Annotated in this window: 37 protein-coding genes and 1 pseudogene; 9 read left to right on the top strand and 29 right to left on the bottom strand. The window is 37.4% G+C overall.

Going from position 1 to position 26,211, the window contains the following annotated elements; genetic code table 11:
• The first annotated feature begins 359 nt into the window (after nucleotides 1-359).
• From QQL36_RS19200 to QQL36_RS19185, 4 genes are all read left to right on the top strand, one after another.
• Nucleotides 360-680, top strand: a complete 321-nt coding sequence (locus tag QQL36_RS19200; RefSeq protein ID WP_321566444.1) for a LytTR family DNA-binding domain-containing protein — start codon at nucleotides 360-362, stop codon at nucleotides 678-680.
• A gap of 392 nt (nucleotides 681-1,072) precedes the next feature.
• Nucleotides 1,073-1,405: a transposase gene (locus tag QQL36_RS19195; protein ID WP_321566443.1), complete on the top strand. Its 333-nt coding sequence runs from the start codon at nucleotides 1,073-1,075 to the stop codon at nucleotides 1,403-1,405.
• Nucleotides 1,365-2,318 (top strand): IS3 family transposase, encoded by a 954-nt coding sequence (locus QQL36_RS19190; RefSeq protein ID WP_321566442.1) that lies wholly within the window; start codon nucleotides 1,365-1,367, stop codon nucleotides 2,316-2,318. Before QQL36_RS19195 ends, QQL36_RS19190 begins: the two co-directional genes overlap by 41 nt.
• A complete protein-coding gene (locus QQL36_RS19185) occupies nucleotides 2,308-2,640 on the top strand; it encodes a hypothetical protein (protein WP_321566441.1) in 333 nt (110 codons plus the stop codon). Before QQL36_RS19190 ends, QQL36_RS19185 begins: the two co-directional genes overlap by 11 nt.
• Nucleotides 2,641-2,764: 124 nt before the next feature.
• On the opposite strand, the gene tnpC (QQL36_RS19180) is transcribed toward QQL36_RS19185, so the two are convergent.
• Genes tnpC (QQL36_RS19180) through tnpA (QQL36_RS19170) form a run of 3 tightly spaced genes read right to left on the bottom strand, consistent with a single transcriptional unit; the run spans nucleotide 2,765 to nucleotide 5,273 of the window.
• Nucleotides 2,765-4,528 (bottom strand): IS66 family transposase, encoded by a 1,764-nt coding sequence (gene tnpC, locus QQL36_RS19180; RefSeq protein ID WP_083730637.1) that lies wholly within the window; start codon nucleotides 4,526-4,528, stop codon nucleotides 2,765-2,767.
• A gap of 46 nt (nucleotides 4,529-4,574) precedes the next feature.
• A complete protein-coding gene (gene tnpB, locus QQL36_RS19175; protein ID WP_083730638.1) occupies nucleotides 4,575-4,943 on the bottom strand; it encodes an IS66 family insertion sequence element accessory protein TnpB in 369 nt (122 codons plus the stop codon).
• Nucleotides 4,944-4,946: 3 nt separating this feature from the next.
• A complete protein-coding gene (gene tnpA / locus QQL36_RS19170) occupies nucleotides 4,947-5,273 on the bottom strand; it encodes an IS66 family insertion sequence element accessory protein TnpA (RefSeq protein WP_072362417.1) in 327 nt (108 codons plus the stop codon).
• 85 nt (nucleotides 5,274-5,358) lie between these two features.
• Here tnpA (QQL36_RS19170) and QQL36_RS19165 point away from each other — a divergent pair, with 85 nt between their 5' ends.
• Nucleotides 5,359-5,601, top strand: coding sequence for a hypothetical protein (locus QQL36_RS19165; RefSeq protein ID WP_321566440.1), 243 nt, complete (start codon nucleotides 5,359-5,361; stop codon nucleotides 5,599-5,601).
• Between the two features lie 119 nt (nucleotides 5,602-5,720).
• On the opposite strand, the gene QQL36_RS19160 is transcribed toward QQL36_RS19165, so the two are convergent.
• The 13 genes from QQL36_RS19160 to QQL36_RS19100 all read right to left on the bottom strand — a co-directional run bounded on the left by QQL36_RS19160 (nucleotide 5,721) and on the right by QQL36_RS19100 (nucleotide 12,877).
• Nucleotides 5,721-6,212, bottom strand: coding sequence for a hypothetical protein (locus QQL36_RS19160; RefSeq protein ID WP_321566439.1), 492 nt, complete (start codon nucleotides 6,210-6,212; stop codon nucleotides 5,721-5,723).
• Nucleotides 6,213-6,512: 300 nt separating this feature from the next.
• On the bottom strand, nucleotides 6,513-6,944 hold the full coding sequence (locus QQL36_RS19155; protein ID WP_321566438.1) for a hypothetical protein: 432 nt from the start codon (nucleotides 6,942-6,944) through the stop codon (nucleotides 6,513-6,515).
• A 246-nt stretch (nucleotides 6,945-7,190) separates the two neighbouring features.
• Nucleotides 7,191-7,586 carry a hypothetical protein gene (locus QQL36_RS19150; protein WP_321566437.1) on the bottom strand — a complete coding sequence of 132 codons (396 nt, stop codon included), beginning with the start codon at nucleotides 7,584-7,586 and terminating at the stop codon, nucleotides 7,191-7,193.
• 107 nt (nucleotides 7,587-7,693) lie between these two features.
• A complete protein-coding gene (locus QQL36_RS19145; protein WP_321566436.1) occupies nucleotides 7,694-8,089 on the bottom strand; it encodes a hypothetical protein in 396 nt (131 codons plus the stop codon).
• Between the two features lie 5 nt (nucleotides 8,090-8,094).
• Nucleotides 8,095-8,430, bottom strand: a complete 336-nt coding sequence (locus QQL36_RS19140) for a hypothetical protein (RefSeq protein WP_321566435.1) — start codon at nucleotides 8,428-8,430, stop codon at nucleotides 8,095-8,097.
• A gap of 11 nt (nucleotides 8,431-8,441) precedes the next feature.
• The gene (locus QQL36_RS19135; protein ID WP_321566434.1) at nucleotides 8,442-8,780 is read right to left on the bottom strand and encodes a hypothetical protein; all 339 of its coding nucleotides are present in this window, start codon (nucleotides 8,778-8,780) and stop codon (nucleotides 8,442-8,444) included.
• Nucleotides 8,781-8,934: 154 nt separating this feature from the next.
• Nucleotides 8,935-9,213: a hypothetical protein gene (locus tag QQL36_RS19130; protein ID WP_321566433.1), complete on the bottom strand. Its 279-nt coding sequence runs from the start codon at nucleotides 9,211-9,213 to the stop codon at nucleotides 8,935-8,937.
• A gap of 242 nt (nucleotides 9,214-9,455) precedes the next feature.
• Nucleotides 9,456-10,172, bottom strand: a complete 717-nt coding sequence (locus tag QQL36_RS19125; protein WP_321566432.1) for a deaminase domain-containing protein — start codon at nucleotides 10,170-10,172, stop codon at nucleotides 9,456-9,458.
• A 66-nt stretch (nucleotides 10,173-10,238) separates the two neighbouring features.
• Nucleotides 10,239-10,496, bottom strand: coding sequence for a MafI family immunity protein (locus QQL36_RS19120; RefSeq protein ID WP_321566431.1), 258 nt, complete (start codon nucleotides 10,494-10,496; stop codon nucleotides 10,239-10,241).
• 190 nt (nucleotides 10,497-10,686) lie between these two features.
• On the bottom strand, nucleotides 10,687-11,118 hold the full coding sequence (locus tag QQL36_RS19115; protein WP_321566430.1) for a hypothetical protein: 432 nt from the start codon (nucleotides 11,116-11,118) through the stop codon (nucleotides 10,687-10,689).
• Between the two features lie 59 nt (nucleotides 11,119-11,177).
• Entirely contained in the window at nucleotides 11,178-11,678 is a 501-nt protein-coding gene (locus QQL36_RS19110; protein ID WP_321566429.1) for a hypothetical protein, read from the bottom strand.
• Between the two features lie 77 nt (nucleotides 11,679-11,755).
• Nucleotides 11,756-11,941, bottom strand: a complete 186-nt coding sequence (locus QQL36_RS19105; protein WP_321566428.1) for a hypothetical protein — start codon at nucleotides 11,939-11,941, stop codon at nucleotides 11,756-11,758.
• A 450-nt stretch (nucleotides 11,942-12,391) separates the two neighbouring features.
• Nucleotides 12,392-12,877: a hypothetical protein gene (locus QQL36_RS19100; protein WP_321566427.1), complete on the bottom strand. Its 486-nt coding sequence runs from the start codon at nucleotides 12,875-12,877 to the stop codon at nucleotides 12,392-12,394.
• Nucleotides 12,878-12,974: 97 nt separating this feature from the next.
• Here QQL36_RS19100 and QQL36_RS19095 point away from each other — a divergent pair, with 97 nt between their 5' ends.
• The gene (locus QQL36_RS19095) at nucleotides 12,975-14,219 is read left to right on the top strand and encodes an IS3 family transposase (protein WP_321566426.1); all 1,245 of its coding nucleotides are present in this window, start codon (nucleotides 12,975-12,977) and stop codon (nucleotides 14,217-14,219) included.
• Nucleotides 14,220-14,557: 338 nt separating this feature from the next.
• Here QQL36_RS19095 and QQL36_RS19090 read toward each other — a convergent pair whose 3' ends face one another.
• The 13 genes and pseudogenes from QQL36_RS19090 to QQL36_RS19030 all read right to left on the bottom strand — a co-directional run.
• The gene (locus QQL36_RS19090) at nucleotides 14,558-15,085 is read right to left on the bottom strand and encodes an ankyrin repeat domain-containing protein (RefSeq protein ID WP_321566425.1); all 528 of its coding nucleotides are present in this window, start codon (nucleotides 15,083-15,085) and stop codon (nucleotides 14,558-14,560) included.
• A gap of 91 nt (nucleotides 15,086-15,176) precedes the next feature.
• Nucleotides 15,177-15,650 (bottom strand): hypothetical protein, encoded by a 474-nt coding sequence (locus QQL36_RS19085; RefSeq protein WP_321566424.1) that lies wholly within the window; start codon nucleotides 15,648-15,650, stop codon nucleotides 15,177-15,179.
• A gap of 456 nt (nucleotides 15,651-16,106) precedes the next feature.
• Nucleotides 16,107-16,562 carry a hypothetical protein gene (locus QQL36_RS19080; protein ID WP_321566423.1) on the bottom strand — a complete coding sequence of 152 codons (456 nt, stop codon included), beginning with the start codon at nucleotides 16,560-16,562 and terminating at the stop codon, nucleotides 16,107-16,109.
• 320 nt (nucleotides 16,563-16,882) lie between these two features.
• Nucleotides 16,883-17,365 (bottom strand): hypothetical protein, encoded by a 483-nt coding sequence (locus tag QQL36_RS19075; RefSeq protein WP_321566422.1) that lies wholly within the window; start codon nucleotides 17,363-17,365, stop codon nucleotides 16,883-16,885.
• Between the two features lie 623 nt (nucleotides 17,366-17,988).
• Entirely contained in the window at nucleotides 17,989-19,059 is a 1,071-nt protein-coding gene (locus QQL36_RS19070; RefSeq protein WP_321566421.1) for an IS110 family transposase, read from the bottom strand.
• Nucleotides 19,060-19,244: 185 nt separating this feature from the next.
• Nucleotides 19,245-20,999, bottom strand: a complete 1,755-nt coding sequence (gene tnpC / locus QQL36_RS19065) for an IS66 family transposase (protein ID WP_321566420.1) — start codon at nucleotides 20,997-20,999, stop codon at nucleotides 19,245-19,247.
• Between the two features lie 68 nt (nucleotides 21,000-21,067).
• On the bottom strand, nucleotides 21,068-21,427 hold the full coding sequence (tnpB, locus tag QQL36_RS19060; protein ID WP_321566419.1) for an IS66 family insertion sequence element accessory protein TnpB: 360 nt from the start codon (nucleotides 21,425-21,427) through the stop codon (nucleotides 21,068-21,070).
• Nucleotide 21,428: 1 nt separating this feature from the next.
• The gene (tnpA, locus tag QQL36_RS19055; protein ID WP_321566418.1) at nucleotides 21,429-21,752 is read right to left on the bottom strand and encodes an IS66 family insertion sequence element accessory protein TnpA; all 324 of its coding nucleotides are present in this window, start codon (nucleotides 21,750-21,752) and stop codon (nucleotides 21,429-21,431) included.
• Between the two features lie 249 nt (nucleotides 21,753-22,001).
• Entirely contained in the window at nucleotides 22,002-22,286 is a 285-nt protein-coding gene (locus QQL36_RS19050; protein WP_321566417.1) for a hypothetical protein, read from the bottom strand.
• Between the two features lie 5 nt (nucleotides 22,287-22,291).
• Nucleotides 22,292-22,543 (bottom strand): colicin E5-related ribonuclease, encoded by a 252-nt coding sequence (locus tag QQL36_RS19045; RefSeq protein ID WP_321566416.1) that lies wholly within the window; start codon nucleotides 22,541-22,543, stop codon nucleotides 22,292-22,294.
• Between the two features lie 591 nt (nucleotides 22,544-23,134).
• Entirely contained in the window at nucleotides 23,135-23,926 is a 792-nt protein-coding gene (locus QQL36_RS19040) for a hypothetical protein (RefSeq protein WP_321566415.1), read from the bottom strand.
• 99 nt (nucleotides 23,927-24,025) lie between these two features.
• Nucleotides 24,026-24,280, bottom strand: coding sequence for a hypothetical protein (locus QQL36_RS19035; RefSeq protein ID WP_321566414.1), 255 nt, complete (start codon nucleotides 24,278-24,280; stop codon nucleotides 24,026-24,028).
• Between the two features lie 133 nt (nucleotides 24,281-24,413).
• A pseudogene (locus tag QQL36_RS19030) lies at nucleotides 24,414-24,581 on the bottom strand (ISNCY family transposase); the annotation flags it as partial.
• A gap of 123 nt (nucleotides 24,582-24,704) precedes the next feature.
• Here QQL36_RS19030 and QQL36_RS19025 point away from each other — a divergent pair.
• From QQL36_RS19025 to tnpB (QQL36_RS19015), 3 genes are all read left to right on the top strand, one after another.
• Nucleotides 24,705-25,436, top strand: a complete 732-nt coding sequence (locus QQL36_RS19025) for a transposase (RefSeq protein ID WP_321566413.1) — start codon at nucleotides 24,705-24,707, stop codon at nucleotides 25,434-25,436.
• 66 nt (nucleotides 25,437-25,502) lie between these two features.
• Complete coding sequence (tnpA, locus tag QQL36_RS19020; protein WP_072362417.1) at nucleotides 25,503-25,829, top strand: IS66 family insertion sequence element accessory protein TnpA; 327 nt, start codon at nucleotides 25,503-25,505, stop codon at nucleotides 25,827-25,829.
• Nucleotides 25,830-25,832: 3 nt separating this feature from the next.
• Nucleotides 25,833-26,201 carry an IS66 family insertion sequence element accessory protein TnpB gene (gene tnpB / locus QQL36_RS19015; RefSeq protein ID WP_083730638.1) on the top strand — a complete coding sequence of 123 codons (369 nt, stop codon included), beginning with the start codon at nucleotides 25,833-25,835 and terminating at the stop codon, nucleotides 26,199-26,201.
• The last annotated feature ends 10 nt before the right edge of the window (nucleotides 26,202-26,211 follow it).

Below are 26,211 nucleotides of genomic sequence, written 5' to 3'. Positions count from 1 at the left end.
GTGATAAGGTCATTTATTTTTATATTTGTGCTGCCACGTAAATTAAACCCTAAATAAAAATAAGCATGAAAATTAAGAACTATTGCAAAGTGGCGTTAATGTCGCAATTGTCGTTAATGACGAAATTGCACGTATAATAGATTCAGCGATACATCCTTGTGATATCGCAAAATTAACTGATCAATCTCTTCGTAATGCGCAAAGGCTATTCAAGGATTATCGTGACGCCAATCATAAACCGAAGAAGTATAAACCTACTTTACGCGAGTACTGTAATTTTTATACTGAGCATGACCCGGCTTATCTTGCTTATCGATTGCTGATGCTTAATTCGAAGAGATAAAAACCCCCATTTATTTATGACTGTAGATTTATTTGTTCGCAAAAGTAAAGGGCTTTTCACGAAGGTGAGTAGCCAAGTCGTCATACTGGTAGAGGCCAGTGGCGGATGTTCCAGGATCATTACAAGAGAGGGTACTTACCTGGTAAGTAGTAACCTCAGCCAACTGGAGGAACAGCTACCCGTGGCACTCTTTTGCCGTGTACATCGTAGTTACATTGTAGCATTAGAGTCTATCACCAGTGTGACTGAAAATAGTGTTAAAGTTCTTGACAGGGAAATTCCCCTGTCAAGAACTTATGCGGAACAGTTATTTAGTCGTTTGTTGATTATTTTGTAGCTCCCTCCTTTCGTTTAACTCCTCTTTCTATAATTGCCAACTGTTAATTTTCCCTTCGTCAAAAGATTTTTCATTTTGGTGTGGATTGTCGTGTTAATATTGTTGTCGTAAGGCGATAGTGATCCAGGCTGTGCCCGGGATGAAGGAGAGGCACCTTTTGTTCCACTGGATGACTGTTCGTCGAACAAGCATCGAAGAAGCGTCGAAGACGTGTCGAAGGATGATCGAAGAAAGGTCGAAGAACATTCGAAGCGCATTCGAAGAACATTCGAAGAATGGCCTTTCATTATTGTTGAACCTCAAAAACAATTTTTATGGCAAAGACAGATAATATAATACTCCCCAAAAATCGGACAGTAAGTTTAAGTGGAAAAACATCTTAAATTTACGATATGAACAAGGGAAGAAGAAAGTTCAATGCAGCATTTAAAGCGAAGGTAGCAGTAGAAGCCTTAAAAGAACAACTCACACTTGCAGAGCTGGCTGAGAAGTATGATTTACATCCCACTCAGATAACGGAGTGGAAGAAACAGCTGTTATCAGGCTCTGAACAGGTATTTGATCAGGGTAAGAAAGCTGATTCTGAAGCAACAGATCACCAGGAAGAAAAGGATGAACTATATAAGCAAATCGGTCAACTCAAGGTAGAGAATGACTGGTTGAAAAAAAAATCTGAACAGGTCTATGGGAAGAACTGGAAGGATGGCTATAGTAAGCAAGGATGATACGGAGCTTAGCATTGTACGTCAATGTCAATTGCTTGAAGTATCCCGTAGCAGTCATTATCATGAGCCTAAAGGAGAGAGCAAACAAAATCTGGAGCTGATGGCTCAGATTGATCGTCTCCACCTTGAACATCCTTATTTCGGGGCTGTTCGGATGGCCAAACATTTGAGTACAGATGATCTGGTTGTCAATGTGAAGCGGATTAGGCGCCTGATGCGAAAAATGGATATTTCGGCCATATATCCGGTTCCCAATACGAGCGAGGCATATAAATACCACCAAAAGTATCCATACCTGCTAAAGGGGCTTAATATTGACAGGAACAACCAGGTTTGGAGCATGGATATCACTTACATTCCGATGGCGAAAGGTTTTATGTATCTGTGTGCGATTATAGACTGGCATAGCCGGTATTTGCTATCCTGGACGCTAAGTAATACCATGACTGTTGATTTCTGCCTGGAAGCCCTTCAAAAGGCCGTTTCCATCTATGGCACTCCTGAGATCCTAAACACAGATCAGGGAAGCCAGTTTACCAGTGAGGAATTCACCTCAGCGGTATTAAATGCTGAGATCAAATTCAGCATGGACGGTGTTGGAAGAGCTACAGATAATATTTGTATTGAAAGGTTTTGGCATAGCATCAAATACGAGAACATCTATCTCAATGCTTACGACAGCACGCTGGAATTATACAAAGGAATTCACAGGTATGTGGAATTCTATAATTGGGAACGAAAACATCAAAGCCTTGGATATGTTACTCCTGCTGATGTTTATGGCGCTGCTGATAAGTTATCCACATATTCACAGCAATTCACAAAGAGAAAAAAAGTAACAAAAAAAGAGAAAGTTTATAATAGTAGTAATAGATTTGATTCTTTAATTAATAACCCACCTATTGCTGTCTAATAAATGGGGAGTATCTAATAACCTCTTATTGAAGGAGTCTTCCGGATCTATTGGGAAGATTATGACGATCACACAGAAAAAATCAGGTAAGATGCTGATTGGGAAACACAGAGGGAGCAGCTCTGTGCCACCTTCGGAAAAGCAGCTGGGAGTGCAGGCAAAGTTTAAGGAAGGTATCATCTACGGTAAAGCGGTGATGGCGGATCCAGCTTTGAAAGCACTGTATGCGGCAGCGGTGAAGGGTGATCAGTCAGCGTATAATCTTGCAGTGAGGGATGCTTATAAAGCACCGGAGATCACGAAGATTAGTACGGATCTGTAGTAAGTATTCGGACCTCGGCATTCCAGAATAATGTTTTACAGCCCTTATCTTTGCTGCTGTAATCATGGTATTGGCTATAAATGAAGTTCTTTGTAATTCGGGGCTAATCTGCTAATTGATGTAATCATGTATTTTTCTTCTTCCAATATGGAGGCAACAGATTAATAAGTTCATGAGCTGGGCAATCATGAAGGCGGTCATAGATATCTTTAAGATAAATATAAGGATCGATGTCGTTAAGTTTACAAGACTCGATCAGGGAGTAAAAAAGTGCTACTCTCTCTGCTCCATGTTCATTTCCGGCAAACAGGCTATTATTGCGGAAGGTAGTAACGGGTCTGATGGCCCTCTCGACGCCATTGTTGTCGGCATCGACGTATCCAAGGGTCGTAAATGCTTTTAGTTTGTGCCATTGCCCCAGGGCATAATTAACTGCTTTAATTATTGGTGTACCTGGCAGATGATCTATCTGCTGTTGTTCCAGCAACCAGATATGTATTTTATCGAGAAAAGGAACGCTATATTTCTGACGCAATGCCAATCGCTGGTCATCGGTCATCTTTTTTCTTTCGGCAAAGGCTTCTATCCTGTAAATGATGTTGAACAATGTCAATGCTTCTGCCGCTAGCTTTTTATCATATTTCTCTGCTTTCTTAAAACCGCGGCGGATATGGGACAGGCATGTCATTAGGTCCACCTCCTCATTATCTTTAAAAGCTGCTACATAGCTACCCAGGCCATCCGCCTGAAGCGTGCCCTTAAAATCTTTTAATATCTGCTGTGGAACCTTATGTCCGCGGGATGGGTTAAATTCAAACAATACTAATTTTTGTTCTTCAGATAAAAATACCCATAGCCAACCCCTGGATGGTTTGCCTTCTCCAATATCATTGAGGTAATCTAATCTTGTCTCATCGACCTTCAGATACCGGGCCTGCACAATTACTTTTTTCATACATCTCAACAGCCTTAGCAGTTTCTTAAAGGCCACCTCTTCCCAACCATTTACCGTTGATGCTGCGAAGCTGATGCCAGTAGTGCTTTTTATATACCGTAACTGACGTGTATATGGATCCCCATATCCAAACCGGCGGCTGTGTAAGTGTGCCAGCAGGCTGTTTCCTACTGTTCCTTTTTCTACCAGACGAGGGGCTACTGGTTGGCAGACAAACTTTTTATCTTCTGTACGATATTGAAGCCGCTCCTGTTGTACTTTAATAATTTTACCCGGCTTGTATTCGTAATAGGTCGTCACTTTTTTGCCCATAGGGATCAGGCCTGTCTTGTCTCCTTCGACGTCAATTGTTTCTGTCACTACTTCTATACAAGATGGTTGTACTCTTCTACCTTTATGAGCGAGATGTTTTTTCTTTTTGCGGTTGCCTTTCCGGATCTGGTCATCCACTTGTTGAATATCGCCTTTTGTGGAGGCTACTCTTATAATCTCTTCCAGTTCGGTCAGATCAAAATCAGGTCCTAAGGTTTGTTGTATGGCCGCATCTACTTTTTCACGTTCAGGTATAAATTTCTCACTCTTTTTACCCTGTAGCATTTCACATAACTCCTGTAACTGCCAGCTCTTCTTTTCTCCCTGAGCAACCTGCTCTTTTAAGAGCGCATTTTCACTTTCCAATGCTTCGATCCTGCTTTGCAATTCAATGACCTGATGTTCTCTATCAAGCATAATCTCATGTGCCTGATTCAGATAACGGTTTAATTTATCACATGCTCCATTCTTTGCTTCCAGCTGGTTATTCAGGTCATATATAATCTTACCAAACGTTATTCTCTCTCTGGTCAGAGATTCCAACAACTCCCCATTGGTCTCCGTTAGCGTGGAGATTTGTTTTAATGCATCTGTTATAGAAGTGAGTAATTCAGGGCGCACTGCTTTGTGTCATGGTATTGGCTATATTAACGCAAAAACAGCATTATTAGTTTGGCTGATCTGTTGATTTTCCTGACTTTCTTTCGTAACGCTTTCTGTACTTAATCTCGATTCCTTCCAGGATGAGCATCACATCTTTGCGTTCAATCATCATCGCCTGGCAACCAGGATCATAAACAGGTTTGCCAAAGGTGCCTCTGGCTAGTCTTTTGTAATAAAGCGCCTGACCATCTCCATCAAATTGCAACATTTTCACCTGGGTGAGACGCCCGTTAAAAAACAAATAGATGATGCCCTTAGCTAATGGATCAAGTGCCATTTGATTACGTACGATGCCTGACAAACCATTTATTCCCATCCGCATATCCGCTGCAGATGTATAGATATAAAAATTATAACCAGCTAATGACAACATTGACTAATGATTTAGCAAGGTGAGTAAATATTCTGCCGGCACAGGTTGATAAATTGCAATACCGCGCACTTCAGCAAATAAGTTTGAATTAACAGGCTCATTTGATGATGCTACAATTTTTACGGGAAGTATTGCTGGTGGTGAGGATGGAACCGGTGAAGTATTGTTTGTTTTCTTTAACCAGTAATAAAAACTGCCTTCACTTATTTGATGAGCCCTGCAGTATTCGCTAATAATCATGCCGGAATCAGGCTGCTGACGAACATGGAATGCCATGTCTACTTTTAAGGGAGAACCAGGGAGAGATCTCTGAATTTGCTTCTTTCGCATCGTTTAAATTTTGATGCAATGATCGCAATATTTAATTTCTATTCGGGAACGCCGAGAACCGAATACTTACGATCTGTATACAGGTTTGATTGGGTCTACTATCACGGTACGTGCGGTAGATGATTTTAAGGTGGCAAGTGTGAGAGTGGCGATTTATTCTGCTGTGGGTGATTTGATGGAGCAGGGTGATGCGGTGTTGGAGGCGAATGGGTTGGATTGGTTGTATACGGCGACAGTGGCGAATGGTGCGATAGCAGGGTGTAGAGTGAGAGCGGTAGCGAAGGATCTGCCGGCGAATGAGACGGTGTATGATGTGACTGTGGAGTAGATAGGAAAGGCGTCTCGCTGGTGCGAGACGCCTTCCTTATTTCCAAAAATAATTAGCAATATTCCATCTAATTTTATTTCCCTGCTATTATAGAATCAAATGCTATTTAGTAAAAAATATCAGAACAATCCTGGCGGTAAATTCCCACAGTTCTTCCGTATAATATTAAGATAGCTTGAATCGTAAGTAAGCTCCACCGGATGATCCAATTGGGGAGATAAATCCACTAACTTGCCTGTTTGCAAATCAAGATTTAATACCCCAGCCAAGGAACTATCTTTTCGGCCAGGTGAGTAATAAATCCGAATGCCTATTGAGGGGTCATCGGCATCACCTGGTTCATTTATGTGTATTTTATAATCTGACAGGTGAGTCTTATCATCCGGATGATAATTACTTGTTTGAAACATCAAATTTAGCGCCTGATCACATTCCATAACGATGTTTGATCCTGTTTGTTTTTCTGTGACAACAGGCTTTGTGATGACAGAATCATTCTGATTGGGCGCGATAGTTACACTATCACTTACCACATCAGCTTTTTTATCCTTAGGCGTTTCATTACATGCCCAAACACCAGCGCAAAAAAATAAGAACCAATATTTACTCATAATAATTTAAAATTAAGACCAGTAGATGTTTTATTAGTATTTGCCTTAATCAATGAATCGACAATTTTGGTACTCTTCTTCATCACATTAGCTCTTTAGCTCTCCTGTGGAGCTTTTTCTCGGGCTACCCAACGCGCCCAATTGCCATCGTAACGTTGAATATATTCAACTTTATATATCATAGCTGCTTCTACTGATGGGAAAATAATAAAAGGCTTAGGATGGTCTGTAATCTGTGCATTCCCCCCTCAAGAACTTATCACTAACAATCGACACCACATACCGCTTACCGACTTCTTCTCATTTAATTTTGAAATTGCTATAAAGCAAATCGCCTTTCCTAAACTCCATAAACAACTTGCCATCAGAAGTCGTTGCTGTAGTTTCATACTGAGCTCCTGCAACAAAATCCAGCCATTTATTTATAAAAATATTAATGGGTATTTCACATATGGGATCTCTTTCATCAATGTTCATAATTAAACTTTCATATTTTAGCAACTCGGTCTGTTTTAATCTGGCAGTAATTTCTTCTTCACAGCCAACAAAGTAATACCAAAAAGAATAACTATCTGGATATTTCCCCCAGTCAATAAAACTGTTTACAATACTCAAATCAAGATTGAAAGCAATATTCCTATTTCTCATATAATGAGCATATAATTGATAATTGTCAAAGACTGGTTTTACAAATTTTCCATTTTCTTGTAACACCCAATTATTATATTCCATCTATTATGATTTAATGTTTTAGTTCTACGTTGACAACTTAGGAAGAATTGGCTTTATTTTACAATTAAGATTCTTACAGCATTTTATAGTCAAATTTTTCTGCAGCAACTAAGTATGCATTTGATAAATAAGGAACAGTTATAATTTGAAATAGTACCAATTTATTAGACAGTAATAGTCGGGGTATTAATGTAAGAATCAAATCTATCAATACTAAACCATTCTTAGTTATTAACGATTAGGTTGTCATGGCTTATAAATTTCCTCCATAAAAAATTCGATTTCAGCTAAATTTAATTCACCATCATATTTAAATATTGCTATGCATTTGTCAGTCGTGAAGAGATGATCTACCTTCTGGTAATTACCTATGGCAACATATACGTGACATTGAAATCCAGCTTGCAGATCATCAACTACCCTATAAGTATATATTGTCAGTTTTTCATTTGGAGAAACAATATAAGGCTCCTTTTTCTGCAGACTATTGTTATAAGCCCAAACCTCATACTTAGCTCCCACTTTAATCAAATTTAATCCATCTTCCTTTAATGATAGATATTCAATTAGGTCACTTTTCATTTTATCAATCTCAAAAGTCTCTTTCAAAATATGCTGAATTACTTCAAAATGCTGTAGCATACTAACAATAATTGATTTAATTCCTTATTTAAAAAAGTATCAGGAATGCAAAAACAATCCTGATACAAAATATTATTAAGTTATTGAGATATTAGACTGTATCGAAATTAAGATTTATAACATTCATGAATTGTAAATACAACATCATACAAACTTAAATCGTCATTAAATTTAAATAGTGCTAAGCATTTGTCAATGGTAAATCCAAAATCATTTTCTTTAAAATGACCAATAGCGACATGGATATGGTAGTAAAAATCGATATCATATTCATAGAGAGCTTTATACTGAAAAATCGTGAAATTATCATCTAACGAAATTTTGAATATTTCGTTTTGCTGAGAAGTTAAATTATAAACTAGCAATTCATAATCCATATCGACTTTTAAAATTGCATAACCATCTTCCATCTTCGATAAATATTCAAACAACATACGTTTCAAATTATTTACCTCAAATTTTTCTCTAATAACTTTTTGAATTATTTCAAGATTTTCTTTCATAGTTACTAATGAGTCATTCTACCCGCTCTAAACACAATAATCGGTATTTCTTTGCCATTTTCAATATAAGTTTCCAAATTTCCATAAAGACGATAGTCACCATATTGGCTCCCAGGCATTGTTTTTAGTTCATAATTGTAATAAACTCCTCCAACTTTTTTCTCTTCAGTCCCGAGAAACTTAATACCGGAATCATTTTCAGCTCTTGCCCTACCTTTTGACAAAGCAGATTCCATAGCCTTCATCAAATTACGGTCCTTACCTCCAAAACCTTTTTCATTATATATTTCAAATGAACGAGGCATTAATGACCCTTCATAAACAGGCTGGGTCGCTTTCATTGCATCCCACACTAATGTACTTTCAAACTTACTAGGAAGGTAAGTTGCACGTAACCAATATAACGACCTGGCTTCTCTTCTGTAAAATTACCTAAAGGCCCACCAGCAGCATCTTCTGCAACTTTTAATAAATCTTCTTCGTTCCTTACAAAAAAACATGTAACTGTTTTCCCTTCACTATTTAAAATCTCTTTACTACCAACCAAAATTGATTCATTAAGAGATTTTAATGTCTTAGATTCAACCGCCAATCCTTTAAATTCATCTCCTCCGGGTATAAACAACAATGCCGCTTCAAATCCCAATGCTCCCATTGCGGTTTCATCTCCTTTCCTATCCCTCGCGATCAAATAACTACTTCATCCTTTTTAAATAATCTTCTCTTATAGAGTCTGCACGATAAATGTAAGAGTAATGATCAGAAACATACATATAAAAGTGATAGTTAAATTCATTGACACTATCTACTGTATTTTTATCTAAGGTCCCAATTATCTCTTGTAATTATAGTCCACCTCCACCTTTTGATGGATCGACAAATTCGATTTTAGGCAAGCCAAGATGAGAAAATTCTTCGGAGGATACAGATTCCGTATTCTCCGGGATTTTCATTCTTGATATCCAAATACCTTTATAGGTTTTGGAACACCATATCCATAAAAATCCCATCCTGCTATCATTATCAACAATAACAAATACAAACTTCATTATACCATCCTTATCAAAAGGAGATGGTATGTTTTTTTCACCATCTAAAATCTTGAAAAGAATTTTTTTCCACATTCTATTTATTCCCTTTATAGTAATTCCAAAATGTATCTTCTATGCCCCATGCACAGCCTGTTCAAATAAATCACCTATTGCATTATCTGGCACTTCCACATATAGTCAATTCTTTTCTTGGAAACTGAGCTAGCAATACTATTATTTTCCTTTTCTCACCTTACTTATCATTTGTACCTCAATGACCAACAATCGGAGCTCCCAATATCGCAAAGAATTTTGCTACAAAAGATTTCATTTAATTAATTATCAGGCATTTCTCTTTCCCAAAAGGCACTTAGGGATTCTATTTTTTTAAATTCTGTTTCCCCTTCCAAATAATAATATACAGGAGGATTATCCCCTGCATCAAGGAGGAAAAATGCATATTGATAACCTTGATGTGTCCAAAAAACAAATGAATTTTCAAGCAGTTCAAGATCAGTATAAAACAACTCGCTTAAAAACCCGTCTTTAAGGTTGTACAAATGCCTATAAAATGCATCACTTCCTTTCATGAATCGCCCGGCATCTATACCCATTGCATATAAGAAATCCTTATAAACCATAGGCAATTTAATTTTAAAATAACGCTCAAGACTTCTTACCTGAAAACTACTACATCCCGTCAACACATCCCCCTTCTGTTCCAAAAATGTCTTTAACTCATAAACATTCATATTCTGCGGTTTTATTCCGTTAACAAATTCAAGTTTTACATTTTTGAACATTCCCTGGAATTGCTGAATTACTTCCTCACAAGATACACAATAAGGCCTTTTTGAAGTAATCTTCAAAGATTCATTAACTTGGATATTTGATTGAAAAGTTTCAGCAATTTTCTCAAGTATTTTTACTTCGGAATCGGTCTCTCTAAGTTTACTCCTTACTTCAAAAGTTTTAAAGAACCTGTTCTTTGGAATTGGGGTATTCGTGGGACTTCTTCTCTGTCTATTACGGTAATACTGGTCCAGGCCCAACGGAGGAACTCCGTATTATACATTCTCCGCAACTAACTCCAATTTCATGCGCTTTAATTCCTTATATCACTCCTTAATTAATCCCTTTAAAATAGAGTATCGTGTTTCGTCAAATTTGAATTCACATGCGACTTCACTAACTAAATAATAAAACTCTGATGTAATAGGAGTATTATATTCATATAATTGCTCTGTAACATGATCAAAAGAGAGACCATATTCATTTACCTCCAATGTCTCAATAGCAAATAATATGTCTTTTTCATTTAATCCCAATTCCTTTGCATAATCAATCATTTGACGTAGTCTTTCATTCTTTTTCATATATCATCTAATTGGAAAATTGGAAACGCAGTTATTATTTCTGTAGCAGTTGCAATTACTTTAATTTTCACACCTTCATAGTACCCAACTATCATATATCTCACCGGGACTGATGCATTCATAAAAACGGCTCCTGACCGGCCTGTTTGCTGTACCCATTGTGAATTCAAAAAAATTGTAGTAAACCCATTCAATAAACAGATTTTGCTCTATTAGCGTAAGCAGTGTCTACAACTATGGTAATGCCTGAAATACTTTGGTTTAATTCAATTAATTTACCATACCTATTAGGTCTGCCATAGAACCCAATTAATACTTCATTATTTCCTAAATCTTGAAGGTCAGCTATGTTATTTGATCTACAAATAGTATCTATCCATTTCCCTTTTTTTATTGTTATGCAATCAGGTACATCAGCATAAGCTGAAGAAAAAGAAAACCATTCTACTTCAGCTTTTCCGACTTTCATTGACTTTAAAATCTTCTTAGCTGGTGTCATATCACGTACGCAACTTTTAAGAAAAAATGCAAGTGATATTAAAAATATTATTCTCATTATTCTGTTAAAAATTTCCCGAAACATCCAAATAAATGCAGCTACCCGAATAAGTATGTTCACCATAATACGGAATACGATTTTAATTATTCACATAGTTTTTCAATAATCTAACATATAAAAAGCTACTCAAAAATTTGTATCTTATTTTCTGTAACACTTCTTAATACTTCTATTGCCTTCAAAACATCTTTTTTAAAAATTTGTGTCATTAATATTTTTTCGGTCCCATCTTTAAGTTTAAATCGAATAGTATTCGTTACTGTGTACCTTACCAACAAGCTACCAATCATCTCTATCAACATGAAATTAGCGCCATCTCTTTTAAGATCCATTTCAATAGAATCTATATCACTAAACAATATTGAAGTCCTATGGGAAAACAGATCAACAGGATGTTTAAAAGTATGTTCAATACTATCTTTATAGATCCTTATTTGAGAATAGCTATTACCATAAAAAGCAATTAAAAAAACTAAGAGAACTATAGTTATTAGAACCGGATTCGCACTAAAATCTTTGCCGACATAAATAGTTGCCAATAATATTATAGTGTAGTTTAAAAAGGTTTTTAATTTATCTAAAGATGATTCAACGAAAAAAAGTGGTTCTCTATTTTCTGGCATTTAATGTAGTTTTTGTGTTATCTGTTTTAACGTTCTGATTATTATTCATTTGACTCGTCAAATTTAATGATTGAGCCTTAAGAAAAAGAAGACATCGCTGCTGCACCGCCAGTCAGATAGTCACTGGCGCTAACCGGGGTATCATATTGGTTCTTGTCACACTCAGCTCCATTTGCAGCGGTATTAAAACTCCTGAAATATTTTACTGCATTGCTTAATGTAGGTGCAGGCATTACCTGGATAGCAGCCCCCCTGGTAATCATACATTGTCTCTGCTACGATAGCCGTATTCGTACTATTATCTTTGGTAACCGTCTGACGACTGTGTAAGTTACCATAATAATAATTACTCATTTTATTTGCTTTTTTCTTTACTGTTAACTTCTCTGCTGGCAAGTAATTCCCGTACGCAGCTTCCTCACTCAAAAAATTTCGCCCCTTTTGCATCTGTAGCCATATGTATCTTATCAGCATCGTCCCAACCTTGCCCTATAATATTAAATCCAGATTGTAATCTTCCAGAAGGATCAATAGGAAAATTCGGATTTAGAGTAAAGAAATAAGGCGCCTCGCAGGAGTGAGATGCCTTATTGATAAACCCAAGACATATATATTTCATTAATCTACAACCATAATAAAATTAAATTTTATCAAACTAATGAGGTTAGCTATCATTTATTTTCTCCAATACTATTCATTAATAAATCAAGCTGTCAGTTTATACCTTTATGAAAAATATTAATCGTATCCTCACCATATAAAAACAGAACCTCCCTATCACTTTCCTTAAGACGATCTATTATTTTATTTCCAACACTATCAGGGATTTGTGAGACCCGTGTTTTTAACACAACATAAATAGACCCTATATCCAGATTCCCTTCTTTCCAGCTATCTTTCAACACATAATCAATATCATATTTTACTTCCAGTAAACGCTTTATTTCCAGGTCTTCCACGATAAATCCATTCTGAACTAATGAGCCTTGATGGTCATAAACCCTCCATTTGCCATCAGGTATACCATCACGAAAATGATGTATCCCCGAGACCTTACCATTCTCGAAATGTGACACGACCTCTCCGTTTATTAATTTTCCATCAGCACCAATAGATTTATTATTCTTTTCGGAAATTTCAGGATCATTATATATTTGTTTACAGGAAAACAATAGTACTATCAGGATTAAATGTCTCATACAATTTATTTTCTTTGCGATTACTATCCGGTTAAATATAATACTCCCCAAAAATCGGACAGTAAGTTTAAGTGGAAAAACATCTTAAATTTACGATATGAACAAGGGAAGAAGAAAGTTCAATGCAGCATTTAAAGCGAAGGTAGCAGTAGAAGCCTTAAAAGAACAACTCACACTTGCAGAGCTGGCTGAGAAGTATGATTTACATCCCACTCAGATAACGGAGTGGAAGAAACAGCTGTTATCAGGCTCTGAACAGGTATTTGATCAGGGTAAGAAAGCTGATTCTGAAGCAACAGATCACCAGGAAGAAAAGGATGAACTATATAAGCAAATCGGTCAACTCAAGGTAGAGAATGACTGGTTGAAAAAAAATCTGAACAGGTCTATGGGAAGAACTGGAAGGATGGCTATAGTAAGCAAGGATGATACGGAGCTTAGCATTGTACGTCAATGTCAATTGCTTGAAGTATCCCGTAGCAGTCATTATCATGAGCCTAAAGGAGAGAGCAAACAAAATCTGGAGCTGATGGCTCAGATTGATCGTCTCCACCTTGAACATCCTTATTTCGGGGCTGTTCGGATGGCCAAACATTTGAGTACAGATGATCTGGTTGTCAATGTGAAGCGGATTAGGCGCCTGATGCGAAAAATGGATATTTCGGCCATATATCCGGTTCCCAATACGAGCGAGGCATATAAATACCACCAAAAGTATCCATACCTGCTAAAGGGGCTTAATATTGACAGGAACAACCAGGTTTGGAGCATGGATATCACTTACATTCCGATGGCGAAAGGTTTTATGTATCTGTGTGCGATTATAGACTGGCATAGCCGGTATTTGCTATCCTGGACGCTAAGTAATACCATGACTGTTGATTTCTGCCTGGAAGCCCTTCAAAAGGCCGTTTCCATCTATGGCACTCCTGAGATCCTAAACACAGATCAGGGAAGCCAGTTTACCAGTGAGGAATTCACCTCAGCGGTATTAAATGCTGAGATCAAATTCAGCATGGACGGTGTTGGAAGAGCTACAGATAATATTTGTATTGAAAGGTTTTGGCGTAGCATCAAATACGAGAACATCTATCTCAATGCTTACGACAGCACGCTGGAATTATACAAAGGAATTCACAGGTATGTGGAATTCTATAATTGGGAACGAAAACATCAAAGCCTTGGATATGTTACTCCTGCTGATGTTTATGGCGCTGCTGATAAGTTATCCACATATTCACAGCAATTCACAAAGAGAAAAAAAGTAACAAAAAAAGAGAAAGTTTATAATAGTAGTAATAGATTTGATTCTTTAATTAATAACCCACCTATTGCTGTCTAATAAATGGGGAGTATCTAAAAATCCGGGTTAAAATATAGCTGTATGCAGTATATAAATTAAATATTCTACCATTCCATGGATATTCTGGCCCTCGAAATAATGTAGCTTTGAAAATTATAAAGGCGACAAATAAAGCAATTAATATTGTTGGTATAAACATATACTTGTCATTCCATCTCTTTGATAAAATAGTTCTAAGGATAGAAACAAAAATTAGAAAACCGAAAATTGCTAAATAATATAAAACGCCTCCAAGCCCATGGCCGAAAACTAAATATCCAGAAATGGCTAATATCAGGAAAAATATTGACCATACGATAAACAACCAATAAATATAATTACTCATTTTTATGATTCACATCAGCACCAGTTTTTACCAGTAGTTTTACTTTTTCAATTGGAGAACCAAAATCAATTAAATCAAAACAAGCTGCCAATAACGGTGTCATTCGTGTGGTATTGCCTTCCTGTCTTGGTCCGGTTTCTTCATCATTGGGATTACCGCCGTGAGATAAAAGCAACTTTAAAAACCTGGTATTATCACCCTGATCATTAACTATAGCTGCTGCCTTGATCATTGATGAGGCCCCATCATAAGAATCATGTTTATTGGGATCAGCTCCTACGTTCAGTAATGCTGTAGCAGATAAGTAATCATGATTAGTAACAGCAAGCATCAGTAAGGTTTTGCCATAAACCGGCTCCTGATAATCAATAAGCATTTTATTGCCGCTGGCAATGCTCCTGATAGCGGGGGTATCCTCACGCTTTACTGCCCTGGCTAATTCCCAGGAAGGTGTATCCTTAAACAACCTGTAATCCGAGCCTAACAGCGTACCGGAAGCATCCCAACAAGCTGACAACATAGAAACTCCAATTGTTAAAGTAATTATTCCTTTTACCACTGTAATGCATTACACTTAACTTTGAAGAAATCACAAGCTATTAAATAGCATTCTAAGACAACTGACAAATCAATTTATCCAGGTACTTAATTATGCCTACCTCTTTCCATTCACCACGCTCTATAAGATTCACCAATTTTAATATAAATTCCTCTCTATTTTTCCAATAGGGTAAATTCATTTTATCAATATGAGCAAAGTTCATTTTGTGTAAGTATTCATTTATATCTGAAGTCAAATAATCGATAAAAATATGATTATCATACTTAGTGATAAGATTACCTCCTATTATACAAACTCTGTTTAATGGCTTAATGCTTTCCATAAACAAATTTGCATATTTTACAGCAATCTCTCCCCCCTTAGTATTCTCCAAACATCGTAGATGAAAACTCGCATCACTAAAACAATAAAGTGGGTCATTTACATTAATTACAAAAGCTGGAAATGAATAAGCCTCATTTTCGTTTTCTATTTCAAGATTACAAATAGAACACCTAGTTGTGCCCGGGATCAATATACTCATTCTTCATTATTCTATTTTGGTCTTACGACACTTATTTCTCCTCCATGATAAACATATTGTCTAGTTTGGCCGAATTCTGTTAAAGCTGTAGCGTCGGCAATTCACTCAATACTCATAGGAGCGCTCTTCCCTCCTGCGGAACTTGCTACTGAAACAGAGGCTTACTGAGTGACTGTCAGTGTCGCAGGGATGGTATCTCCATTCATTACAGCAGTACTACCTGCAACGCTCCTTCATGTCCCTATATGCCCACCTCTAACAGACATCAACATCCCGAAAGGATAGTATTCCTGGGCAGAAGTAATAACTGGATTATAATAAAAAATCGGTAGATAGCTGTCGCCAGATAATAAATCCAAATTAAAACAAACGCAAGCCTTGGATATCATAATGTCCATATACCCATACCTAACAGAGCAATGGTCCATAATAGCATCTCCATTCGAAATCAATTTCTCATTTTCTTTTTGGCAACCACTTCTTCCCCCAATAGATTCTATTACCCTGTTCATTATAAAATAAAAAATCATTCGGCTTTTTAGTAATTACATCAAGATTAATTACCACTAAACAGCTTTTATTAATTTCTTCCATTACTTGAGAGGTTTCATTTGGTATAAAATCCTTATCAGAGGAAAAAAACATTATTATATTCGCCGGATAACCTACCTTAACCGTATCACTATATTTTATTGCCAGGTCAACCATCATAGCACTATCAATACAGTTTTTTGAGAGATTTTCTGACAAAACATAATGCGCATATCCTATAGTCTTGCCCTCATAAATACCTGGTATCGTAAATAAGGTTTTCAATTTATCACACTTACATTGTTTAGTATCCAAATAATTACAAGAAATGATAACGCAAACTAACAAGGAACCTAATAGAATTAGTATATTCTTTTTCATTTAATTATCGAAGTTGTTTAAACTTATATATAAAAAGGAAGAGTGCCAGAGATTATAGATTTTTGTTTTGCGAAAAAAAACGAATAAATCTGGGACTCATAGACGAAAATAAAATAAGAGATTGGATAATACCGCATTTAAGTAAGGGAAAACGAGGCTTTGCACCCAGAATATGTTTAATAAAAGTGGTTCAGTTAATCTTAAAGCGGATGAAAACAGGCTGTCAATGGCGGGAACTAAGCGTCAAAGAATACTTTGAATATAATGTAAGCTGTATAATACCTATATCCCTTAACAGCTATACCATAACTTATTCCACTTTAAGTCCCAGGATCGGCACTCGTCTGATCTACAAACAGCTTAGTTAACTCATCTGCAGTTCCACTAGTAAACACTCCTTCAAAACTTATCACCTGCGTAGCCATATAGGTTCCCGGAGTATTATTCGTACGCTGAGTGACTGGCAGTGTCGCAGGGATGGTATCTCCATTCATTACAACAGTACTACCCGAAACATTCCTTCCTGTTCCTATATGACCTCCTCTACCTGGCATCAGCATACCGAAAGGATAGTATTCCTGGGCAGAAGTAATAACAGGATTATAACTACTTATACTGGAACTATCGAGTGACACTCCAATCTTCCTGTCAGAAACAGTAGCAAGAACATTACCCAAGTGGTTCGTTAATTCAAAGAACTTCTTACCTCTTGTAAATGTAATATTTTCTCCATAACCTAACCTAATGATACTAGTTGTAGGTGTTGGTGTTGTATCCTGTACATTAGTTGCCAATGTTGGCATCGCTAAACGGCTAGAACCACACAAATTGGCTTCTATCTGACTTTACTGGCCAATATTTACTGATACGACAGTTGGGCCAGTTTGCCGGATAAGGAGCATACTCCTTTCTCCATGCGCAGTATCAAAACATGGTTCTATAACGTAAGCATTTCAATGATGAGTTTTTCGCTGCATAAATATACAACGAGTATTCCTGATACTATAGTATGTGTTACATTTCTACATAACGATTCTATTTTTATTAAGCATACATCAATTCAAGTACACTTCAATAAACAGTCTTCTTTATTTAGAACTCAGCTTTATGAGCAAAAACAAAGAGCTGCAAGGTCTTATTAACTTCTTTAATAAAGGCATCTGTATTCTCGATAAGCAGTCATTTCGAATATATTACGAAGTGCTGCAATGCTTACTCAACGGTGGATGCCTCAATAACTTTGAAGAGTGTATCTGCTTAAATTATTAATTTTGTTAAATCAGATCAAACGGAGCTGGGCAATGCTGGCGAGCAACCCAGCAAGGGATAGCCTGATGCTGACGGAAAAATCCGATAATTGGTAAAGGCTCCCCATATGGGCTGCCTTTATCTTTTCTTGATGCTCCATGCCTTCAAAACGCACGCATTAGCCAACTATGCCTATTTCATACTCTACCTGGTTCCTCCACACATGTCTTATTCGACTTAGCAAATGTCTGGCGATCTTGATGATTGCCTTATTAGGTATCATTGTAGAGCAATATTTCTTGTATAACATCAACATGGCAGGATCTTTTCTTATTATTACCCAACTACTTTCTACAATTGCTGGCCGTAGATAGTGATTCCCTCGTTGCGTGATTCCTTTTATTACATCATTCTCACCGGAACTTCCTGTGTCAGGTACAATCCCGACATAAGAACACAATTTATCAAGCGTCTTAAATCGATTCATATCCTGTAATTCAGCCATAATTATCATCGCATTCACAATACCTATTCCAGGTATACTTTGCAACAATTTTTGTACCGCAGTATAATTAGGGTGTATAGATAATGTTCGTATTTGTTTGGTAGCTACACTCAATAATTTCCGGACTAGTAAATATTCCTCCAAGGCTATATTTAGAGCCATCTTAAGTGATTCCGTCTGACAAGATAAAGATTGAAGTGTAGCTATGAATTTGCGACTCCAGTATTGTTGTGGCTTATCTACATCCAATTTTAAGCCACTGAACATGAGAAGGTGCCATATCCTGTTTTTGCACCTCGTCTGATCTTGAACTAATCGGCCACGCTGCCGCACCAATGTACGCGCATGTTCGGCTTCCAGGTCGGGCACGTAAATAGGAGGTAATTCTGTCTTAGATAAATGACGACTTATTTTGCGTGCATCAATCTTATCATTTTTACGCCTTTTCTCTTTATCTGTACTAGGCACATCTGCCGGATTAGCAACAATACAATTTACCCCTAATTTTGACAAAAAACGATGTATACTAAAGCCACAAAAACCAGCTTCATAGGCTACCTGGTAACTGGCGCCAGGATATTTTTTCTGTAAGTGATTCACTAGTTGTTCTACTGAAGCTTCCTGGCTGTAATCTTCCAGTTCAAATTCATCATTTCTGATATTGACCCTCCAGGTCTTTTTGTGGACATCGATTCCGCAAAAGATTGTTTGTCCTTCAAAGTTGAGTTGCTTAACTTTAGGCATGGTTCCTGATTTTTTAAGTGAGTTAATGTCGTAATTAAATTTACTTAATATCAGGAACTTCTTTTTCGCTTATTCGCCCAGCTCATACATATGACCTCGATGCGGAGCATCTTCCGGATTCAAACGACAGATATTAAATTTGCATCAATAAGTTCTTTGATTTTTCGGATTAATCGAACAGGAGCCTATCTTTCTTTGATTGGTTTCCAGTTTGAAGGCAACAAGTGTATCAGTTCAGCAGCTGTGCAATCGTGGAGTCGATTATACACATCAGTTAAGTATTCGAATGGATCAATCCCATTCATCTTGCAGGATTCCACGAGGGAATAAAACAATGCAGCTCTTTCCCCGCCATGTTCATTACTTGCAAAAAGGGAGTTCTTTCTGAATAAAGTGATCGGACGTATAGCATTCTCGGTTGAGTTATTGTCAACGTCTATTTTCCCATCTGAAAAAAGGATATTCAGCTTATCCCACTGATTATTCGCATAGTTAATTGCTTTAGCCAGCAGGCTATCAGGTACATGTTCATCTTTTTGTTCATCCAACCAACTGCGTATTTTATCAAAGAAGGGTTTACTGTATTTCTGTCTTAAGGCAAGCCGTTGGTCAGAGATAAATTGTTTACGTTTAGCATAGGCTTCTATGCGGTATATGATATTAAAGTATACCAATACCTGGTCTGCCAGTGCTTTATTTTGTCTCTGCGCCTTTTTAAATCCTCTGCGGATATGCGCAAGGCAGCTCATCAACGTGACTTTATCATTTTGCTTAAAAGCAGTCGTGTAAGAGGATAGTGCGTCAGTTTGTAATGTACCTGCAAAATCTTTCAGGATTTCCTTAGGTACATCATGAGCTCTGCCTGGATGAAATTCAAAAAGTACAAGTTTGTGTTCAGGTGCATGGAAGACCCACATCCAACCATTGGCGGCTTTACCCTGCCCTTCATCGTGAAGATATTTTAAACTGGTCTCGTCAGCCTTGATATAACTGGCAGTCTGTATTGTTTTCTTCAGGAGCTTTAGCAGACGCTTCAGCTTCTTATAACAAACTTCCTCCCAGTGGTCGATCGTCGATGCCGCAAAACAAACACCTGTCAGCCGCTCAAACCGCTGTTGTTGCCGATAATATGGCATGTAGTAAACAAAGCGTTCACTGTGAAGATGTGCCAGTAACCTGTTACTGACAATCCCCCGTTCTATCATCCTGGGTTGGACAGGAGTACAGTGTATCTTTCCATCTGTTGATTTATATTGAAGGTGGTGTTCTTCTTTACGGATGAGTTTTCCGGGAATAATATCGTAATAAACTGATACCTTTTTTCCAATGGGTTTCATGCCTGTTTTGTCTGCGGCAATATCATAAACAATGGTCTCTGTTTCCAGATGAGCAGCGACAGGTCTTCGCCCTTTATGTGCTTTATGATGCTTTCTCCTCCGACTGGTTTTGGAGCTGGTAACTATTGAAGTATCAGTAGCAGAAGATACTACAGCTTGTTCAATGATCGCTTCGATTTCTTTTTTATCAAATTCATCCCCAAGGGTCTGCTGAATAGCAGCTTGCGTAGCTGACTGATCCGGAATAAATTTTTCACTGCGTTGCCCAAATAACATCTCCTGCAGCTCTCTCAATTGCCAGTCTTTACGCATTGCTTCGTCCGTCTTACTGGCAAGAGCGGCCTGTAATTCAGCAACAGTTTTTTCCAGGGAAGCAATCAATCTCTCCTTATCGATTCCCCGTTCCTGCTCATTGGACAACCAACGTTTCAGTTGCTCTTTATCTTCCTTTAGTGCAGCATTTTCTGTTGTGAGTTCCTGAATAATGCGGCTGAATACATGTCTTTCCTGAGTAAGTGCATTGGAGAGATCTGCCTTCTGCAATTGCAGTGCATTCACTTGTTCCAGTGCTTCAGATAAATTATATATGATCTCAGGTTTCAATGAGTGCAAAGGTACTACCATGAACCTTCAAACACAAGCATTTGTGATTAATTCTGATGAATTTATTATCAGCTTTTCTTAGGTCTGACAGATCTTTCATAACGCTTACGGAATCTAACTTCTACACCCTCCAGTATCAGCAAAAGATCCTTCTTGCTCAATACCATCATCTTTGTTTCACTATTGTATACAGGTGTGCCAAAAGTACCTCTTGATAGTCTCTTATAAAAGATGCCCAGTCCATCTATATCCCATCCCAGGATCTTAACCTGCGTGCGACGGTGATTGAAAAAAGCATAGAGTGTTCCATACTGAAAAGGATCTTCCTTCATTTCATTTATAACCAGACCGGAAAGACCATTAAAGCTCAAACGCATATCTGTTGCACCGTTCCATAATACCAGCCGATAACCATTTAGTGATAGCATATTACAAGAGGGCTTTAAGATAGGAAGGTTCTACACGCTGATAAAAAATGATACCGCGATATTCTGCAAAGATGGCTCCTGGTGTTAAATCCTGCTGGACCGGTGATAAGTCTACATCAATGAAGCCTACTGGTGCATTGGTCACCGCTGGTTGATTTCCAAAACGTTTTTTCCAATTGTAAAATGTAGCAGGTGATATTTGGAAGGCTGCTGTAAACTCTTTAACACTAATATTACCTGCCCGGGTAAATTGTTCCAGTGCGGAAATTATCTCCTGGTCACTAAAATGATGGCGGCCTGCCACGGATGATTTTCTTCGTTTCATATTTGCAATTCTTTCGAAGGCAAAGTTAGAAGCTAATCAATATCTTTGGTGAATGCTCCGCGTCGAATGCTTACTCTATAACAAGCATCTGACCGAAACTATTCTTTCAAACTTAGGACTGGAGCTCAATTGCAATAAATAAGAAAATTATACTCAATGTGCCTAAACATTGGATCCATGGCCGCTTAATTTATTAACGAACCATTGATTAATAAAACACCGCCCAATAAATTGGGCGGACTATTGTTGTCACCCACATACTATTTCAAAAAAAAGATTGTCATCCTTTTTAGCAACAAATTCTAATGCGCTATCATAAATATTCTTATTCGGTGGATAACTTGAATAATTTACGCTATTCTCCATGCTTGGCTGAGTGGTTTTCTCTGTTATAAAGAATCCGTCTATTCCAAGAATACGAATTTCAAAAATTCTACACTGTTCAATAAAATCCAAAGTGTCCTGTTTTGAAAATATAAGAGTTCCTCCTCGAATTATTGCTTTTTCTAAAAATAAAATTTCAATTTCATTCATCTTGATTATTTTTTAGGAATATATGAGTTAAAAATAGTTTCATCAGGAACCCATTTAGGATTAGTCCTGTCGCTAATTTGAATAACCGCATTAGTAGTGTTATCTTTTACTATACAGGATCCATTTTCTTGAAAATAAGCTGTAGCCTCGCCTCCTGTTGCTTTATTCATAGCTTGTCTTGTAGTATATGGATTTAATATTGTCTTATCAATTAACAGTCCATCCTCTACGCCCCAATTGACTAGCAATTTTTTCATCTATGGTGGAAAATATACTTTTCTCCAAAAGTCCAGCATTCTTTAACATTATCGTTCTATTCAGCGAAGCACCAGCATTTGAAGTAGCCTTAATTAATGTTTGCTGAATATTAGACTCTACTAATTGATTCAAGCATCCTGTACATTAGTTGCCAATGTTGGCATCCCTAAACGGCTGGAACCATACAAATTGGCTTCTATCTGACTTTACTGGCCAATATTAACCGATGTATCCCTATAAGTATAGGTACTCAGTATATTGCCCGTAGCATCTCGTATATAGAATGTCTGAACAGTATCTTGCGTCTTGCTGATCACTGACTTACTGATCCGGTTTCCAGCTGCATCATAGGCATAGACTATAGAAGTGGTATCATGCTTATATATTTGGGCTATTTGACCATATACATTCCACTTGATACTATCCACCCCGGCACGGACATCAGAAACTATATTACCAATACTATCGTACTTGTAATTACCGTTGCCATCGTAGCTGATATTTTCCTTGAATTTGCAAATTTAGAAGAGCTGGATCTGAATTGTAGAAAAATAAGACAGCTATATCAAAAATGCTTAAACACTGGCGCTTTAGCGGCCTGAGTTATTACCGAACCATTCAAAAAACAGAAGCTCCCCCCAGAAAGGTACTTCCCTTGCTCTCTCTTCACCATAGAGGCCAAATTCTTTTTTGTCGTATCCTTCATTCAGTTCCCATATCCAGATAGCATCTTCTTCATCATATTTGGCATGATATATATTAAACTCATTAACTAGTTCTAAAAGCAAATATTCACGGAAATCAGCTCCAAAAAAAACCACATCGGTTCCGCGAACAGATAGAATTGGTCTCGTTTTTAAAGACAAATCTGCAACCTGGTATCGGGTACCGGTTATTGGAATCAATTTAGGGGCTGTCCGGAATATCCGTGTAAAAACATTTTTCCTTTCTTCGAACGTAGCTGGTTTTTCGCCCCATTCTTTAAACCAAGAAACATTTGACTCTATATCTTCTAAAATAGTATTATAGGGCCAGTTTAATTGGCGATTTATTTCTGCGTCATCCCTAAACCAATTAAAAAAGAAAGGGTATTCAACATATTCTCCCTCATCTTTTTCAACATCATCATAAACTCTCCTCTTTCGATCAATACTATGCAGAATTCTTAGAAAACTTCTATGCTCAGGAGTAAAAACGATTGAATATTTCGTCTGTATGTCATTAATTTCCTGCTCTGTCATTCCTATCCATTTAGCACCATACATCCACTCTCTGCATTTGTATACATTTCCTGGAGTATTTCTGTCCTGACTCCAAAAAGATTCAGTTTCTGCCTTCACCCAGTATAAAAAGTCTATATAATTTTGGGGAATCAATTCCATATTATTAATTATTGAAGTTGTTTAAACTTATAATTTTCTACAGAACAAGGTTATAAAAGCGAACCAGTATAATCCTAACCATATGAATGTCTTTGTTTCTTAGTACACCAATAGTGCTTTAAATGCATCGAGCCAGGCATTGGCATGCTCGATTTTTATTCTCCTTTTATACAATTCATCATCGAAATAACGATATTGGTCAGTGCTGACTTTGCTGTTACGCTTGTTGGGTTTCACATTTAACGCTATATCCTTTTGATCACATACCAGCCGAAACTCCTCACTATCAAAGCCTGGATCGGCATTCAAAAAAATACCTTTACAAGGTACAGTTTTGCCAGGATTTCTTTTCATAAAGTCCTGTGCCCTTTTAACGCGATAATCCATTGTAACTACTTTAACTGGAGCAGGAGCAGGGACGGCAGAATCACCCTTTATGTCGTTATGCCAAATCGGATTGTCTTCAAATACATAATAGGGGCTAAAGACGTCCAAACCCACTTTGCAAACAATCCCGCAACACATCATCTGCTGCCACTTTAATCAACTCAGGATGCTGATCTAAAACGGTATCTAATAATCCAAACTCGGGATTTCTCGCCCAATCTGGCTTCTCAAACTTTAATCGTAACGGCTTGAATAAATTCATTTTCATAGGCCCTCAAATAGCAATAATTATATCACAATTCAATGGATTATAAATAAATTATAATTCGAAGTTGTTTAGTCTTTATTGAATTGTCTTTATACAAACACGAAACCCAGGAATAGTTGATCTTTGTTTTGCGAACCAAAAGATACTACCCTGGGAATCATAAGCGAAGGTATAATAAGAAAATGGATATTGCCGCATTTAAGTATAGGAAAGCGAGGATATAAGTCAAAAGTGGATTTGGTGAAAGTAGTAAGCTTGATATTAAAACGGTTAAAAACGGGCTGTCAGTGGCGAGAATTAAGTATTAAAGAATATTTCCCCAATGGTGAAATTACGTGGCAAGGCGTGTATTACTACTTTAATAAATGGAGCAGCGATGGATCGTGGAAACTTATCTGGATAAATCTTTTAAAGGAAAATCGCCAAATCCTTGATTTGTCTTCGATTCAATTAGATGGAAGTCATACACCATCGAAGCGAGGAGGCTATGCAGTAGGCTATCAGGGTCGAAAATCATGCAAAACGAGTAATAGTTTGTTTTTGAGTGACAATCAAGGCCAGATACTTAGTGTAAGCGAGCCACAATCCGGCAATCACAATGATCTTTATAATATTGTTTCAACTTTTGAAGAAATGCTAACCACCCTCGAAGAGGCTACAATAAATACGAAAGGATTGTTCTTAAATGCAGATGCAGGATTTGATGGAGGAGAATTCAGAGAATACTGTATGGAAAAGGAATTGGAAGCTAATATCGCTACCAATTCCCGTAATAGCAAGCAAACCAGTGAGTCATATCAATACTTTGATGATCAATTATATAAAAGACGCTACAAGATCGAACAAGCAAAGTAAGTATTCGGTTCTCGGCGTTCCCGAATAGAAATTAAATATTGCGATCATTGCATCAAAATTTAAACGATGCGAAAGAAGCAAATTCAGAGATCTCTCCCTGGTTCTCCCTTAAAAGTAGACATGGCATTCCATGTTCGTCAGCAGCCTGATTCCGGCATGATTATTAGCGAATACTGCAGGGCTCATCAAATAAGTGAAGGCAGTTTTTATTACTGGTTAAAGAAAACAAACAATACTTCACCGGTTCCATCCTCACCACCAGCAATACTTCCCGTAAAAATTGTAGCATCATCAAATGAGCCTGTTAATTCAAACTTATTTGCTGAAGTGCGCGGTATTGCAATTTATCAACCTGTGCCGGCAGAATATTTACTCACCTTGCTAAATCATTAGTCAATGTTGTCATTAGCTGGTTATAATTTTTATATCTATACATCTGCAGCGGATATGCGGATGGGAATAAATGGTTTGTCAGGCATCGTACGTAATCAAATGGCACTTGATCCATTAGCTAAGGGCATCATCTATTTGTTTTTTAACGGGCGTCTCACCCAGGTGAAAATGTTGCAATTTGATGGAGATGGTCAGGCGCTTTATTACAAAAGACTAGCCAGAGGCACCTTTGGCAAACCTGTTTATGATCCTGGTTGCCAGGCGATGATGATTGAACGCAAAGATGTGATGCTCATCCTGGAAGGAATCGAGATTAAGTACAGAAAGCGTTACGAAAGAAAGTCAGGAAAATCAACAGATCAGCCAAACTAATAATGCTGTT

Origin of the sequence: Chitinophaga sp. LS1 (assembly GCF_034274695.1) — a bacterium.
Lineage (GTDB): Bacteria > Bacteroidota > Bacteroidia > Chitinophagales > Chitinophagaceae > Chitinophaga.
Note: the sequence above shows the minus strand (reverse complement) of the source record. Positions and strands in the feature narration are given on the sequence as shown.